Genomic DNA, 15268 nt, shown 5'->3' on the forward strand with positions numbered 1-15268 from the left:
TGTAAAGCCGCCCCCCTTTTTGCAGATGGTTATTGACATGTCAACTGGTATGACGAGCTAATCATCGTGTCGCGCTAGAAAAGACGATATCGCTTCGATGACGATGACTGCAGAAGCGGCGCCAGGGTCAACATGACCTATTGCCCGATCCCCTAGCCGGGAGGAGCGTCCTTTGGCCGCGATCATGCCACGCGTCGCCTCGCAGCCGTTGCGCGCCGCCTCAACCGCCGCCGCAAGGCACCCGGAGAGATTGGTTCCCATCCGCCTTACTTCCAACGCAGCGTCGGCCGCCGGCTTCCACGCATCGATCATAGTCTTCTCGCCAAGCTCGGCCTTGCCACGGTCCTGAATTCCCTGTGCCATCGCGCTAAACACGCAAAGGAAGTCATCGTCCGATAGATCCGACTTGTCCTTGGCGGCAGTGCCCGCACGCATGAATGCAGTCGCATACAACGGACCAGATGACGCGCCGACCGCATTCAAGAACGCCTTGGCAGCAGCGTTAAACGCAGGCGTCGGCACAACTTGTGACGGGTCGAGTTCGCCAATGGCCTTGGCCGCGGCTTGCCAACCTGCATCCATGGCAAGACCATGATCGCCGTCGCCGATCACCCCGTCGAGTTCGCACAGGCGGTCGCGGTTCTTCCCGATTTCCTCTGCGATCAGCGAAAACATCTGTTGCAGGTCCCTGGTCGCGATCGCCATCGGCTCACCTCTTGAACATTGCGCAATCGCATGGATGATCGATCAGTCGCTGCAGCTCATCATCGAGATGCATCACGGTGATCGATGCTCCGGCCATTTCAAGCGACGTACAGTAGTTTCCGACAAGTGACGTGTGGATCACCAACCCGGCGCCATCAAGTCGCGACTTCACGCGCCGCATCATGATGTAGAGTTCCATCATGGGCGTCGAACCAAGCGAGTTAACCAGCACCGCGACGCGATCGCCAGCAGGTGCGCTCATCTCCCGGAGAATGCCGTCCATCAACTGATCGGTGACCTCGTCGGCCGATCTCAACGAACCGCGAGCTACACCGGGCTCCCCGTGGATGCCCATGCCGATCTCCATCTCGTCTTCGCCGATCAGGAAGTTGGGCTTAAGCGTTTGCGGAAGCGAACAAGGGGAAAGGGCAACACCCATCGTATATGTTCGTGAATTCGCATAGCGAGCGGCGCGCTCCACATCATCAAAGGAATACATGAGGTCACATGCCGCACCCGCCGCCTTGAATATGAAGACGTTGCCCGCCACGCCGCGCCGCTTGTCGCTCTGGTCGGCAGGAGCCGAAGCTACGTCATCCGTCGTCAAGACAGTCCGTGCCTCGATCTCGTCCAATGCGAGCAGCTCGGCGGCCATGTCGAAATTCATGACGTCGCCAGCGTAGTTTCCATACATGAAAAGGACGCCTGCGCCACCGTCAGCGGCCCTTGCGCATGCGACGATGGGATCGGGCGGCGGCGACGCGAAGACATTCCCTATGGCGGCAGCGTCGGCAAGTCCCTTGCCGACGAATCCGAGAAAGGTCGGCTCGTGGCCGGAACCACCGCCTATGACGAGCCCGACCTTTCCCTTGCGAGGGCCGTTCCTGGAGACGATTGCGCGAGGCATACCGTCTACAGCGTACAAGTGGTCCGGATGAGCCGCCAGCACGCCCTCCAGCATTTCATCGACGGCATCCGCGCCGGAATTTATCAGTTTCTTGGTTTTCACACCGACCTCCCCAGATCGAACTCCGATACGATAGATGCAATTGAGGTGCCTGAGGTCAATCCAAGAGCGGGAGAAGAGCGGTGCCGAACGGGGGAAGGGCGAGGCCAACCCCTGGATGGGTTGACGCAATCCTGAACCTGCCGCAATCGACTTCTTGCTTTTGGCTTGTCAGGTTGACGACGTGGAGTTGCGAACCCGCCGCACCCGTGGTGGCGAACGCGAGAATCTTCGACGGCGAGGATGAGATGCACTCTCGCCAAGCTGCTCCCGCCAATGCGGCGAGTATGCGAACGGTGCTAAACAACGGGCGCCGATCGCCTTCCTTGCTTGGTTCTCCAGGACCCGCGATCAACCCGAACGGCCCGGTCAGCGCAGAGAGCGTCAAGCACTCAAGGTTCGCATCGAGGACGCGTATCGCATAGCCCAGTGCGAACGCCTCTGCGAAGCGCCCGTTATGACGAGGATCCCGATTGGCCATTGGGATGCGCCCGCCCGACGGATTCTCCATCGTACGGCTCCCATAGGGGTTTTGTCGCATCGGTATGGTCGATGGACCGATCCGGTATGGCATCTCGCCGTAAATGGCGCGCACGGAGCGGGTAATGAAGGGCAGGGCTTCCAATGTCTGCATGACGCTGAGATCGTCGGCCGCATGGACGATCGGGTTGGTACAGTGGCTGATGAAGCCGAGTTGCCCGTCCGGCACACGCTTGCGGTTGAGCTCGGTAAAGTAGCTCAGCATACCGCCGCCGATGCGCATGCTCGGAAAGGCGGAATGGGCTGCCGCATAGATCTCTTCGAGGGGCGGGCAGTCGGGCCATTCGCTGCCGGGCGGAGTCGACTGGCGATCCACGGAAGGTGAGATCATAATCGCATCCGGCTTGAATGACGCGGCCCGCAGGTATCTTGCGATCTGCGCCGTTTCTTGCGCCGGAGACGCCTTGCATGGAAGTGCAATCTCCAGGGTCGCACGGCCAGTGTGTTTGGCGGCCACTGCGGCAAGCCGTTTCATATCGTCGACACCGTGGCCAGCCTCGGCATCGAAATGAAAGAGAAGCTCCTGCGGAGCGATTTCCGAAAGGACAGCGATCGCAGAAAGCGTGGTGTTGGCTTCCTCTGGAGTTACTACCAGGCCGATCTCAGGCATCTTGCCGGACCGTTTCCCAGGCTCAAGTCGGATGGGGTCACCGGAGGTTTCTACCGTGGGGTGAAAGATGTCGGTGCGATCATCCCTGATGATCAGCGACACCTTTTGCCGGACGGGTGTGTTTGGACCGATCTGGTAGGGCCAAGGCAAGGCGAGGGGCCTGACGTAGGTCTTGTAAGACGCGTCCGACCAGTTTCGCTGATCCTCCATTTCGAACGTGTCTCCCTCCATGCGACATTCTGCGGTGACATCAGGTATCACCTCATGGGTGAGGGCGCGCATGTCCTTGAATGGCTGCCAGGGCTCGATGAAATCAGGAAACAGTGTTGCTGCTGTCATGCCGTTGACGTGCTCGACGGTAGCCTGGGCGCCGGCCACTCCAACGATCGGATGGAGAATGCAGAAGCCGCAGCGATTGGTCTCGAATCCTGTTTCCGAGACAGCTTCGGCCTCGAAGTCGAGGTGGCCACTGCGTCCAAGGATGCGGACGGCGATAACGAGACTCGTGTGCGCCGGTCCATTGCATCGGGCCCGATAGCTCACCTCGAAAAGATCGCCATTTTGCGCGATCTTTAGATCTGCGATCTCGGCGCTGTAGGTGCCCCAGTCCCGGTCGCGAACAAGATAGGAAATCGCTCGCAGCACCTCGGTTCCATCGTAGCGGATCGTGCGCAGGTTGCCATTGACGAGGTCGACCTCAAGCTTTCCGGCGCTAAGCAGAACCGGTGGCGTTTCGACAACACGGGTGCCGTAGAGCAGGAAGGGGTCGACCGTCATCGCAGCATCGCTCTAACGTCGATCACCTGCCCGCTGGCTGCGCTTTCATAGGCACCTTCGACGAGTGCAAACGTCTTCAGATTGTCGGTCCCGGATGTTGAGTGCTCCACGCCAAGTTTCAAGTGATCGACCCAGTGTTGCTGGATGGCGTAGACGCTCTCCTGGATGTTGTGCCAAGGGCGCGACGCCCACGACAGGAGCTTCGGAGATACGTCGGTGGTCGTGGTTCCGTTGGCGTTGGTTACCTCAAGTTGGTAACCTTGTGTCAGGCGGATCGTTCCTTCGGAACCATCGAGCTCGATCAATGTCTCAGGGAAAGGTTCTCTCGAAAGTCTCGTGGCATAGCTGACGTCGACAATCGATGTCGCACCGCTTTCATGGTCGAGCAGAATTGTCGCTACGTCCTCGCCCTTGATGCTTGGGTTAACGCGCTTGGTACGCGCGCTGACAGTGAGGACGTCACCAAGGATGTAGCGAGCGATATCTAGCGTGTGTATCCCGAGATCCTCGATAATGAATCGATCACCCTCCGCTAAGTACGGCTGGCCCGAAAAGACATCGTAACCGGAACGGAAAGAGAAGCGACCCCAGAACGGCGTTCCGATCGATCCTGCATCCAGAACCTTATGCACAGCCTGGATTGGTGTCTGCCAGCGAAAGTTCTCGTGTATCATCAGCGCAATACCTGCCACCCGGCACGCTGCGACCATTGCCCTTGCATCGGTCAGGGTTTTGGCGAATGGCTTCTGGCAAATCGTAGGCACCTTGTGCTGCGCGGCCATTTCAACAAGGACCCGGTGGCTTTGAACCGTCGTGGCGATATCAACGAAATCGAAGCCGCCGTCCGCGAACAGGGCATTCGCGTCATGGTAGCGCCGCTCAATGCCAAACCGATCACCGACTATCTTCAGCCTATCCGGATCGCGGTCACAGATCGCAACGATCTTGGCGCCGTCGACATCGTTCCAGGCGTGCATCTGATTGATCGCAAAGAACCCGCAACCGATCAATGCACCTTTCAATCCCGTCATTTCAACCTGCCTTTGCCATTTGCATCAGAGTAACCCGCTGCTGCAGACGGCGTTGCGCCTGATCCACAACGACAGCGATGATAATCACCAACCCCTTGATGACCATCTGCCAGAAGGAGGAGACGCCCATCATCACCAATCCATCCGACAGGATGCCGATGACGAAGGCGCCGATGATCGTGCCGCCGATTGTCCCGCGTCCGCCTGACATTGAGGTGCCGCCGAGGACGGCCGCGGCGATCGCGTTGAGCTCGAAGCTTTCGCCCGTCGCCGGATGGGAAGCCATCAGCTCCGAGGAAATGATGACACCAACGATCGCGGCGCAGAGGCCGGAGAACATGTAGACGGAAATCTTCACGACATCGACGCGGATACCGGACATGCGTGCCGCGCGTTCATTGCCGCCGACGGCGAAGATATGCCTGCCAATTGGCGTCGAGCGCGCGACATAGGCGGCAAGGAGCGCGACGACAATCAGAAGCCAGATCGACACCGGCAGGCCGAGAATGCGCCCTGCACCGAAGAAGTCGAAGCCGGTCGTTGCATACTCGGGTCGCCCGACAAGGTTTGGAAAGGTCTGGCCATCCGAGGAAAGCAGAGCCAAGCCGCGCGCGATATACAGCGTGCCGAGCGTCGCGATGAAGGGGGCGACATTGAGCTTGGTGATCAGCAGGCCGTTGATCAGGCCGATCAGCAACCCGATCGATAGCGTGATCAACACAATCTCGAAGAGGTTGAAGTAGATCGTATAGCCGATTGGCAGCTCGATACCGTAAAGGATCAACCCGCCGGCGACCATGCCGCAAAGCCCGACGATCGATCCCACTGACAAATCGATGCCGCCGGTGATGATGACGAAGGTCATGCCCATGGCGAGGAAGGCATTGAGCGCAACGTGCTTCGACATCAGGATCATGTTCGCTGTCGAGGTGAAGTTCGGAGCGAAGATCGCGAAGAAAATGATAACGGCGAAAAGGGCGATGAATGTTCTGAGCTTCATCAATGTCAGGAGCAAAGAACCGTTCGCGCTCGTCGGCGAAGAAGTGGATGAGGTGGCCGCCGTCATGACGCGAGTTTCCCTTGATGTCCATGTCCCTTGGCCGAGGCCGCGATGATTGCGTCTTCCGTCGCCTCGTTTCTCGCGAAAACGGCGACCAGTTGGCCGTTGCTTAAAACCGCGATGCGATCGGAAAGCGCCATGACCTCCTCGAGGTCAGAGGTCGAAAACAGGATGGCGAGCCCGTTTGCTGCGAGCCGGCGCATGGTGCGGAACACATCCGCTTTGGCACCCACATCGATCCCGCGGCTCGGCTCGTCCATCAGCAGCACTTTCGGGTTGGTCATCAGCGCCTTGCCGATCACCACCTTCTGCTGGTTGCCGCCCGACATCGACGTCACCTCGAAGTCCGGGTTCGGCGCCTTGATGGAAAGATCCCTGATCGCATCGCGAATGGCATTCTTCTCGGCGCCGCTGTCGATATGGAAGAGGCGGGTGAAGCGGCCAAGGCTCGCCAGCGTCAGGTTGGAGGCGATGGATAGCACCTGGACCAATCCCTCGCGTTGCCGGTCTTCCGGGATCAGCGCAAGGCCGCGGCGTATTCGCCGCGTGGTATCGCGGGCGCGTATCTCCTTGCCATCGATGTAAATCTTGCCCGTCGAATGCATGTGACGCCCGATCACGCACTCGAAGAATTCGCTACGTCCCGCGCCCATGAGGCCATAGATGCCGAGGATTTCGCCAGCCTTCACGGACAGAGAAACGTGGTCGACCGCAAGCCCGCCCGTCGGCCGCGGAAGGCTGATATCCTCGGCGCGGAACATTTCCCTGCCGACCGGGTGGTCGACCGATTTTGCAAAGTCCTTGGCGTCCGAACCAATCATGGAGCGCACGATCCAGCGCGTATCGATATCGCGCATCATCGCCTGGCCGGTGATCTGGCCGTCACGCAGCACGGTGATGTAGTCACCAATGCGCATCAGTTCATCCAGTCGATGCGAGATGTAGACGATCGCGACCCCTTGGGCCTTGAGCTCAGCGATCACCTTGAAGAGGATCTCGACCTCCGCCGCCGAAAGCGCCGAGGTCGGCTCGTCCATGATGAGGATGCGCGCGTTCAGTGACATCGCCTTGGCAATTTCGACGAGCTGCTGCTGGCCGATCGGCAGATCCTCGACCATCGTTTCCGCATCGATGCCTGCATCCAGGCGTTTCAGAAAGGAGTTCGCTTTCTCGACCTGCGCCTTGTGGTCGATGCCGCGCAGGCCACGGGTGATCTCGCGTGTGGCGAAGATGTTTTCGGCGACCGACATGTTGGCAAAGAGATTGAGTTCTTGAAAGATCATCCCGATGCCATTTGCTTGTGCATCGGCAGGGCTGTCGAACGATACGGACTGTCCATCCAAGACTATGCGGCCGAGCGTCGGGCGCTCGACGCCGGCGATGATCTTCATCAGCGTCGACTTGCCGGCGCCGTTCTCGCCGACCAGAACGTTCACCGCACCACGGCGAAGCTCGAGATTGGCGCGCTTGACGGCGACGATGCCCGAATAGACCTTCGACACGTCTTCGAGACGCAAGATGATGTCTTCCTTGGGTGTCTCGCTCACACTCATGATCCCACCGTGAGTTCCGAAGGTGTGACAAGCGGAGGCTGCCCCCCATTCGGCAATGGAAAGGCACCGATCACGGTCACGGTCTTGCTGACCAGCCCGTCACGCGGTACCGCGGCGAGGAAAGCCGTGTTGGCCTTCTCGTTGAATGCCTTTCCGAACTGGGCCCATTCAATCTGGTTCTTGAATTCGTTGAAGTTGACGAAGTCCAGCGTATCGCGGAGCGCCGTGCCGCGTAGCGCCGGGCCGATTTGTACCCTCGCGTCAACCTTCCCGTCGCCATCGGTATCAACGTCGAGCGTCGACGCCCGTGAGGCCGTATCGGCCGCGATCACCTTGCCGGTGAATTTAACGGCATAGGTCCAAGGTGAACTGCTTTGCTTGCGCGGGTTGCCGTATTTTTCCCCTGCTTGATCCGGGCTGGAGGCAGCAAGCTGTGCCACTTCCTTCAGCTCGCCCGCGCGTTTCTCAAAATAGGGTACGACCTGGGGCTGCCAGATCGCTTCGACCTTCGCATTCGGGTCGAAGGCGGCCTTGGCCGCTGCCGCCGCCTTTTCCTCTGCGGTCGGGGTCTTGATGATCTTGCAACCGGGCAAGGCCGCTGCCACGACAGCAGCGAGCAGAGCGCCCCTCATTCTCAACATGCCGTGAACCTCGACGTCATACAATGTCAATTGCAAAGGGCGCGGTGCTGCGCCCTTTGCAGTACCCCGTTGCTGTTAGTTCGTCAGAGCGAAGGTCTCGAGCTTTTCAACATTGTCTGCGTTGATCAAAACGCAGTCCATCAACTGCTTCTCTTCCTTGGGCGTGGTCTTGTTCTTGATGTAGGCGTCTGCCTGCTCGACGGCCAACTGAGCCTGCGCATAGGCCGGCTGCAGAACGGTCGCCTTGATGCCGCCAGACTTGATGGAGTCGCGCACGTCGTTGGAGCCGTCGAAGCCGACGACGATCACGTCCTTGCGCCCGGCCGCCTGCAGTGCTGCGATCGCGCCCATGGCCATCGTGTCGTTGCCTGAAATGACGCCCTTGATGTCGGGATTTGCCTGCAGGATGGTTTCCATCTTCGAATAGGCTTCCGTCTGGCTCCAGTTGGCCGACTGCTTGGCGACAGACTTCAGGTCCGGATAATCGTCAATGACGTCGTGATAGCCTTGCGAGCGGATGCCGGCATTGGTATCGGACTCCTTGCCGACCAGCTCGACGTAATTGCCTTTCTCGCCCATCAGCTTGACGAATTCCTGCGCGCCGAGTTGGGCGCCCTGATAATTGTTCGAGACGATCTGGGCGACGGCAACGCCGGTTGCGTTGATTTCGCGATCGATCAGGAAGGAGGGAATGCCCGCATCCTTTGCCTTCTTGACAGCTGCGACGGACGCGTCCGCTCCAGCGTTGTCGAGAATGATCGCCTTGGCGCCGCGGCCGATCGCGGTGTCGATCATTTCTGACTGTTTGTTGGCGTCGTCGTCATGCGTCATGATAAGGGCTTCGTAGCCAAGCTCCTTCGCCTTTGCTTCGGCGCCGACGGCTTCGGCCTTAAAGAAGGGATTGTCATGCGCCGGCGTGATGATGGCGATGAGATCGGCCGAATAGGCCGGAATGGCCGTTGCGAGCGCCAGTGCGCCGGCAAAGGCTGCAAGTGTCAGTCTACGCGCTAATTTCATTTCTTCCTCCCGAGTGTGAACAAAACCCCGTCTCCCTTGGGGCGGTTGAGGGGAAGGTCTTGCCTCCCCCAAGCCGGTTCAGGTGATGCGCCGGATGCTTTCGGCGATCTCCTGTGGTTCGAATACCTTCTTCCAGTCGTCGCGCATGAGCGCTGGAATGCCGAACTCGATCGCCTTGTTGCAGGCATCTGAGAAGACGCCGTCGACTTCCTTAAAGATGACCGCGCCGAGTACGTTCATATGGCCGAGCAGGAAGTCGCGGGCAGCTTCTTCCGGCACGCCGCGTGTAACGCATTCGTCCATGGCCTGTCGCATGACGACGAGCAGCGATGCGCACACCGTTTCCGACAGGCCAGGTTCGAGCATGGCAAGCTGGTCGACCGTGACCCGGTGCGAGCGCATGACCGGAGCCCAGATGACTTTGGCGATTTCCTCGCCCAGCGCGTAGGCGCTTTCTGGTCCTTGCATCAGCGCCGAAACAATGTGCTGCTTGGCGAACAGGCCGCCGAAGTGGTCCTTCTTCGCCTGCATGTCTGTCTCGTCGTTGAAAATTGGCGGATGACATGGATGGGTGACGAAATAGGTGAGATCGTCGCGCTTCGGCAGGTGACCGGCAAAGGGAGCCGCAGCATCAAGCGCGACCACCATGGTGCCGGGTTTCAGCTTGTCGACGACGCTTGCCGCGACTTTCCCGATCACGGTGTCTGGCACAGCAAGGATAACCACTTCCGCGCCATCGAGGGCAGCATCGACTGGTAGGCAATCGAGGCCAAGATCATTCTTCAAACGGGTCTTACCTGCGTCGCTAACCTCAACGTGGCGCACGTCGAAACGCGAACCCATAAGATTTTTCGCAAGCCGGTATCCCATTTTCCCGCCGGCGCCGAAGAGGGCAATCTTAGTCATGTTTCCTCACCTTTTGAGTTTTGGATAGGATCATATACTGGTATAATGAGTCAATCACCATATCACCACTTAATTGTTAAGAAGGCTGTTTTTCAGCGTCGAGCCGATCGATCGCTTCGACGTTTCCCGCCGAAGGACCTTGGGGGTCGAACTCGGACGAAAGCCAGACATCCACAATGGACTTGGCGAGTTCGGGTCCGATGACGCGCGCGCCCATCGTAATGATCTGAGCGTTGTTCGATTTAGCCGCGCGTTCCGCCGAGTAGGTGTCATGCGTCAGCGCGGCGCGGATCCCAGGAACCTTGTTTGCCGAGATGCAAACTCCTATTCCCGTGCCACAAATCAAGATGCCGCGCTGATGTTGACCGTCGACAATTGTCTGCGCGAGTTTCTGTGACAGGTCGGCGTAGAAGCCGGATTGGCTGAGATCATGGACTTCAAAATCCGCTTTGCCGGCGAGGTGGGCAGCAATCACATCGAGTAGCGGTTTTCCGGCGCTGTCCGCGCCTATTGCAATCTTCATGGCAGCTTCCTTTCACTGGCCTTCGGGCACATGAATCAGCGTTCAACCGCCGCGGAAGCGCGGCGGAGAATGTCGAGGTAACCCTCGATGGACCAAGCCGACCGACCGATGAACAAGCCATCGATGTGGGCTTGGGAAACGAGTTCTTCGCAGTTTTGAGGGCTCACGCTCCCCCCATAGAGAACCGGCACAGACCGACCGAGAACGCCTGTCGCGACCTCGGCGATTTTGCCGTGCCGCTCGCAGGCGTAGTCGGCGCTCGCCGGAATGCCATTGACGCCGATCGCCCAGACGGGTTCGTAGGCGAGGAGGATAGGAGCGGGTTCAACTTCGCCTGCGACAAGCTCCAAGGCTTTCTCGACTTGGCGCCGTAGGACGTCGTCGGCGTGGCCGGCTTGGCGTTCCTGCAAGGTTTCTCCGATGCAGATCAATGGCGTCAGACCGTGTCGAACGGCGGCGGCGACCTTCAGAGCGACGGTTTCGTCGGTTTCTCCAAAGTGTTCACGGCGTTCCGAGTGGCCGAGTTCCACAATGTCGAGCTGGCAATCCTTCAGCATCGGCGCGGAGACCTCGCCGGTCCACGCGCCGGAATCTTCCCAGTGCATGTTTTGAGCGCCGACTTTGACCGACGTCGCCGCAAGCACGCGTTGCACCTCGCGCACAGCGGTAAAGGACGGGATGACGAACCGCTGTATGCGTGTATCGCGGTCTCGGTCAGTCTCCGCTAGGCGGTTCGCGAAAGCGAGCGCCTCCTCGAGGGTCTTGTTCATCTTGAAGCTCGTGCCGACCCACAGAACCATCTCAGTTCTTCCTTCCATCGCGTATCTGAGCGAAGTATCCGTCCGTTCCGACCTGACCGCCCTTCAAAGCGATCTGCAGGCCGTTGGTCGGAGGATAGCTTCCATGGGCGAGGCAGAGCGGAGAGCCAGGCGTCTGTGGGAGCGGGAGAAGCGTAGTCAATGCCTCGATCTTCAACTGCCTGAGGGCGTGGCTGGATGTATCGCCGCCGGCAATAACCGCACGGGAAAGTCCCTCGCTTTCAATCAGGCGGCGAAGCACGGTACCCAGCGCTCGTCCAAGCTCGTGACGGGCGCCTGGAACCTCATCCATGTGGGCGCCGACGTCCGCCGTCGGTCCAAGCGCCGTGTGGAGGATGACGCTCTTGCCGTCCCTGAGCCTTTGGATACCGTCGCGAACGGCTGCATCAACCGCTCCGTCGCTATCTCCCGACACCAACGAAAGGGGATCGAGTGATATGCTCTCGAAGCCGTCGTCTACGGCTTTGCGAATTTGGCGTTCAGTCGTTGGCGATACGCTGCCCGAGACGACGGCAAGTCGGTCGACCGGGCCTACGTCAGGGAAGTCTGCATGCCCTGTAACCACGCCGCTCTGGCGCCAGGCATTTAGGAGCGCGTACTCGATTCCAGACGAGCCAGCGACGAAACCACCGAACTGACGTCCAAGGCGTATGAGATGGCAGCCTGCGGCCGCCTGCGTTGCCTCCGAATCTACATCTATGAGCACAATCCCGCCCGAGTTCGACGCCAATTGGTCGACCCGCAGGTCGGCGTCGCCCATGGTGATCATTGCAAGATCAGCCACGGCAACAGGCAATTTCGTCTGCTTCGACAGGTGAACAGCCAGATCGGCCTCGCCCATAGGAGTGACCGGATGGCGGCTCATCACCGGATGACGGTCGATGCGATAAACGTTGCCCTGATAAGCGGCAAAAAGATTGCCGAACGCCGTGTAGCGCTTCAGTTGCGGCGCGCCGACGACGACCGGCACCACGGATTGGTCGAAAATCGCGCGCCCGATCTCGATCGCCTTCCCGATACTTCCGGTCTTAGGACTGGAGTCGAAGGTCGAGCAGACCTTGTAATGGCAAACATCCGCGTTAAGCGACCTTAGCCATTCGAAGACTGGCGTCAGATGCTGTTGCATCCATGCGGGTGTTTCGCTCCGGCTTGTGCCGGCAATCCCGATGGCCTGGCAATCCTTGAAGCGATCGAGTGTTTCGGGCGAGGGGATGTCGAGAAAGAGGGCGGTCGCAACACCGTGCGATGCCATGGCCTCCATGACGTCGGTTGAACCGGTGAAGTCATCGCCGTAGTAGCTGACGAGGAGCCTTTCCATAGCGCTCATGCGCCTCTGCCATCGCTGAACTTGGCGATTGAGGCGGCCAGTTCCGGATGATTCCTTGCGTAAACGTCGAGCGGGATGTCGGCGACGGCGGCTTGCCATGCCTGCTGCACGGCACGAACGCCGGCTGCCGGGCCACCCGGATGGCTTACAATGCCGCCTCCACAAAGGTAGAGAAGATCGGTCGTGCCGCCGGTTCGCCGATACGTCTCGGGGGCTTGACCTCCCCACTGGCCGGAGCCGGCGACGGGCAGCGGGCAGTCTGAACCATTGAAGAGCGGCGTACTGACGGCCTTGAAGGACGAGACGAAGCTTTCGTCTGGTTCCCAATACTTCACGCGGATGCCGTTGATCTGAAATTGGTCGACTCCCAACAGACGCCAGAACTGCTGATAGACCCGGAAATCCATCCCAGCGCCGGGCGCGCGCGTCAGTATGTCCCAGCCATTTCGATGCGCATGCAGCACCAAGCTGGAGCGCTTGCGCAGGAAACTCATGCCACCGAAGCCAATCGAGTTGATGTTGACGACGGCGCAGTTGCCGCCGGCCTTGGCGACGATGTCGTGGTTGCGCATCATCTCATCGGGGTCGGCATGCGAGATGCCGAACGCATACATGACCTTCTTGCCGGTCTTCTGCTCGTGGTCCAGAATACGCGGCATGATCGCTGCGACGCGCTCCTTGAGCGGCGAATAGGCCGGGCTCATCAGCTTCTCGTCATCCTTGATGAAGTCCACGCCGGATTCGATCAGCTCGCCAACGAGTTCCGCCGTTTCGTGTGGACGAAGCCCCAATGCCGGCTTCACGATCGTTCCGATGATCGGGCGTCCTTCGACGCCGGTGAGACGGCGGCTGCCAGCAATGCCGAACTGCGGTCCGGGATGCGCGTCCTTGAAGGCGCCAGGCAGCTTCATGTCAACGACCCGGATGCCGGTCATGCCCTTGATGGAAAAGACACCGCCGATCGCGATTGTCATCAGCGCCGAGAGATCGGTTCCGATCGCGTCCAGAGGGAAGGCGATTTCGACGTCGGCGCGCCTAAGGCGCGTACCAGGAGCCGCCTCGGGCCAGGTAGGATAGTTCGCATCGTCAAGCGGATGGATCGCCAGGACACGCGCTGCGACGCGTGACTTCAGCTCCTCTGTCTCGCCAGGAATAGGCACAAAGGTTCCAGTCGACTGGTCGCTTGCGATCTTGTCCGCCATAGCCTCGATACTGCTGGGCGTCTCGATGCGGTAGGTCAGCGTAATCATCATGAAATAGCAGTTGCTCCTCTCGCCAGATCAAATTGTCATGGCGTCAACTCGTGATGTGGTATAATGAGTATTCCAATTGATTGGAAGCGAAATTTTGCGGACCTGCAAATTAGGGGACGCTTTGCGCAAAGCGCGGAAAGTAGTAGGAGGAGGTGATAATTGAGCCAGCGAGACCTCATGACCCAGCCCATCGAACAAATCGTCCGTCGGAAACTGTCAGACGAGGTATTTGATCGACTAGAACGGTTGATCACGTCGGGCGAGTTGCAGCCCGGCGACGAGATGCCCTCCGAGCGCGTGTTGATGGAGAGATTTGGCGTCGGCCGACCGGCCATCCGCGAGGCGATGCAGTCGCTTGCCAACAAGGGCCTCGTCAGCATTTCACACGGCGAACGCGCGAGAGTCCTAAAGTTGACGGCACAGTCGATCCTCCGCCAGGTCGACCTGACGGCAAAGATCATGCTGGCTCAGTCAAATGATACGCTGGAGCACTTGAAGAACGCCCGCATCTTCTTCGAGCGCGGCATGGCCCGCGAAGCCGCACAGCGCGCATCGAAGGCCGACATCGTTGATCTGAAGAGCATAATTCAGCGTCAGCGAAATTCGCTTGGCGATGCCGATCGGTTCATCAACGCCGACATGGAGTTCCATACCCGGATCGCTCAGATCTCTGGAAATCCGATCTTTGTCGCCGTCAGCGAAGCCATGCTTGCTTGGCTGAAGGAATACCACACCGACATGCTGATCTGGACTGGCAAAGAGAAATTCACTCTGGTCGAACACGAAGAGATCCTCGCCCGGCTCGAGGAACACGATGTCGACGGTTCTGAGACGGCGATTCTCAAGCACCTTGAGCGGTCTCGTGCGCTTTATGGGAAATGACAGCTCGGATGTCCGGAACGGTGGCGCCGCTCACGTTGGCACTCGCGTTTAATGTTCGCGGTTCAGTCTCGCGGTCGAGCTGTATAAACGTAATCTCAACGGCATGCTGCGTTTTCTTCAAGCACCTTCTGATGGCAACATACCGGGCGAAACCAGGAAGTTTTGTCGAATGCCACTATCGGACGACCCTTTCGGCTGAGCAGTTGGTGGCGAGGATCCTGGACCCGCAAAAGCGCTGAAAATTACGATCCATAAGCTTCGTTCTTCTCCGACGTGGAAGAGGACCTTCTGCATTCGTTCTTGAGTGAGATGGCCATCGATCTGACTGCCCCGGGTAGCTCCGGAAGGAGCGGTCCACGACGAACAGCGATGGAGCGTTCGTGATAACATCACACGTAAGTGTTTCTGTCTAAGCCATTGGCTCTATTAACTGAATCATAGCTCTCTGGGGGTCGTCGAAATGTATGACTACCCAGCACTGCCAGCCGATAGTCTTCTGCCGGCTGCCTAGGTCCAACGTTTCGGTACAAGGACTCGGGTCAAGCTGCCTTCCGTTACGCCAAGTTCTCGCAAGCATCACTTTGGCACACAGGCCGGCCGTTCAATCAAATTCGTAACC

General features: G+C 59.1%; 14 protein-coding genes. 1 reads left to right on the forward strand and 13 read right to left on the reverse strand.

Annotated features, from left to right (window positions below; genetic code table 11):
- Positions 1-57: 57 nt before the first annotated feature.
- The 13 genes from dhaL to oiaX all read right to left on the reverse strand — a co-directional run bounded on the left by dhaL (position 58) and on the right by oiaX (position 13767).
- A complete protein-coding gene (dhaL, locus tag K9B32_RS13000) occupies positions 58-705 on the reverse strand; it encodes a dihydroxyacetone kinase subunit DhaL (RefSeq protein WP_224562654.1) in 648 nt (215 codons plus the stop codon).
- Positions 706-709: 4 nt separating this feature from the next.
- Positions 710-1714: a dihydroxyacetone kinase subunit DhaK gene (locus K9B32_RS13005; protein WP_224562655.1), complete on the reverse strand. Its 1005-nt coding sequence runs from the start codon at positions 1712-1714 to the stop codon at positions 710-712.
- Between the two features lie 55 nt (positions 1715-1769).
- Entirely contained in the window at positions 1770-3638 is a 1869-nt protein-coding gene (locus K9B32_RS13010; RefSeq protein ID WP_224562657.1) for a hypothetical protein, read from the reverse strand.
- Positions 3635-4669, reverse strand: a complete 1035-nt coding sequence (locus K9B32_RS13015; protein ID WP_224562659.1) for a Gfo/Idh/MocA family protein — start codon at positions 4667-4669, stop codon at positions 3635-3637. Before K9B32_RS13015 ends, K9B32_RS13010 begins: the two co-directional genes overlap by 4 nt.
- Before the next feature lies 1 nt (position 4670).
- Positions 4671-5735, reverse strand: coding sequence for an ABC transporter permease (locus tag K9B32_RS13020; RefSeq protein ID WP_224562661.1), 1065 nt, complete (start codon positions 5733-5735; stop codon positions 4671-4673).
- Positions 5732-7282: a sugar ABC transporter ATP-binding protein gene (locus K9B32_RS13025; protein WP_224562663.1), complete on the reverse strand. Its 1551-nt coding sequence runs from the start codon at positions 7280-7282 to the stop codon at positions 5732-5734. Before K9B32_RS13025 ends, K9B32_RS13020 begins: the two co-directional genes overlap by 4 nt.
- A complete protein-coding gene (locus tag K9B32_RS13030) occupies positions 7279-7923 on the reverse strand; it encodes a DUF2291 family protein (RefSeq protein WP_224562664.1) in 645 nt (214 codons plus the stop codon). Before K9B32_RS13030 ends, K9B32_RS13025 begins: the two co-directional genes overlap by 4 nt.
- Positions 7924-7998: 75 nt before the next feature.
- Complete coding sequence (locus K9B32_RS13035) at positions 7999-8940, reverse strand: D-ribose ABC transporter substrate-binding protein (RefSeq protein WP_224562667.1); 942 nt, start codon at positions 8938-8940, stop codon at positions 7999-8001.
- Positions 8941-9018: 78 nt separating this feature from the next.
- Complete coding sequence (locus K9B32_RS13040) at positions 9019-9846, reverse strand: phosphogluconate dehydrogenase C-terminal domain-containing protein (RefSeq protein ID WP_224562670.1); 828 nt, start codon at positions 9844-9846, stop codon at positions 9019-9021.
- A 76-nt stretch (positions 9847-9922) separates the two neighbouring features.
- A complete protein-coding gene (locus K9B32_RS13045; RefSeq protein WP_224562673.1) occupies positions 9923-10369 on the reverse strand; it encodes an RpiB/LacA/LacB family sugar-phosphate isomerase in 447 nt (148 codons plus the stop codon).
- 35 nt (positions 10370-10404) lie between these two features.
- Positions 10405-11169: a triose-phosphate isomerase gene (locus K9B32_RS13050; RefSeq protein ID WP_224562675.1), complete on the reverse strand. Its 765-nt coding sequence runs from the start codon at positions 11167-11169 to the stop codon at positions 10405-10407.
- 1 nt (position 11170) lies between these two features.
- Positions 11171-12505 carry a four-carbon acid sugar kinase family protein gene (locus K9B32_RS13055; RefSeq protein ID WP_224562842.1) on the reverse strand — a complete coding sequence of 445 codons (1335 nt, stop codon included), beginning with the start codon at positions 12503-12505 and terminating at the stop codon, positions 11171-11173.
- Positions 12506-12510: 5 nt separating this feature from the next.
- A complete protein-coding gene (gene oiaX / locus K9B32_RS13060; RefSeq protein ID WP_224562677.1) occupies positions 12511-13767 on the reverse strand; it encodes a 3-oxo-isoapionate-4-phosphate decarboxylase OiaX in 1257 nt (418 codons plus the stop codon).
- 177 nt (positions 13768-13944) lie between these two features.
- Between oiaX and K9B32_RS13065 the strand changes: the two genes are divergently transcribed.
- Positions 13945-14649, forward strand: a complete 705-nt coding sequence (locus K9B32_RS13065; RefSeq protein WP_224562679.1) for a transcriptional regulator NanR — start codon at positions 13945-13947, stop codon at positions 14647-14649.
- The last annotated feature ends 619 nt before the right edge of the window (positions 14650-15268 follow it).

Origin of the sequence: Rhizobium sp. 3T7 (genome assembly GCF_020166565.1) — a bacterium.
Classification (GTDB): domain Bacteria; phylum Pseudomonadota; class Alphaproteobacteria; order Rhizobiales; family Rhizobiaceae; genus Rhizobium.

Coding starts and splice junctions, on each gene's coding strand:
- K9B32_RS13040 (WP_224562670.1), bottom strand. CDS start 9,846: ATGACTAAGATTGCCCTCTTCGGCGCCGGCGGGAAAATGGGATACCGG.
- dhaL (WP_224562654.1), bottom strand. CDS start 705: ATGGCGATCGCGACCAGGGACCTGCAACAGATGTTTTCGCTGATCGCA.
- K9B32_RS13015 (WP_224562659.1), bottom strand. CDS start 4,669: ATGACGGGATTGAAAGGTGCATTGATCGGTTGCGGGTTCTTTGCGATC.
- oiaX (WP_224562677.1), bottom strand. CDS start 13,767: ATGATGATTACGCTGACCTACCGCATCGAGACGCCCAGCAGTATCGAG.
- K9B32_RS13045 (WP_224562673.1), bottom strand. CDS start 10,369: ATGAAGATTGCAATAGGCGCGGACAGCGCCGGAAAACCGCTACTCGAT.
- K9B32_RS13030 (WP_224562664.1), bottom strand. CDS start 7,923: ATGTTGAGAATGAGGGGCGCTCTGCTCGCTGCTGTCGTGGCAGCGGCC.
- K9B32_RS13025 (WP_224562663.1), bottom strand. CDS start 7,282: ATGAGTGTGAGCGAGACACCCAAGGAAGACATCATCTTGCGTCTCGAA.
- K9B32_RS13055 (WP_224562842.1), bottom strand. CDS start 12,505: ATGGAAAGGCTCCTCGTCAGCTACTACGGCGATGACTTCACCGGTTCA.
- K9B32_RS13020 (WP_224562661.1), bottom strand. CDS start 5,735: ATGACGGCGGCCACCTCATCCACTTCTTCGCCGACGAGCGCGAACGGT.
- K9B32_RS13065 (WP_224562679.1), top strand. CDS start 13,945: ATGACCCAGCCCATCGAACAAATCGTCCGTCGGAAACTGTCAGACGAG.
- K9B32_RS13035 (WP_224562667.1), bottom strand. CDS start 8,940: ATGAAATTAGCGCGTAGACTGACACTTGCAGCCTTTGCCGGCGCACTG.
- K9B32_RS13010 (WP_224562657.1), bottom strand. CDS start 3,638: ATGACGGTCGACCCCTTCCTGCTCTACGGCACCCGTGTTGTCGAAACG.
- K9B32_RS13050 (WP_224562675.1), bottom strand. CDS start 11,169: ATGGTTCTGTGGGTCGGCACGAGCTTCAAGATGAACAAGACCCTCGAG.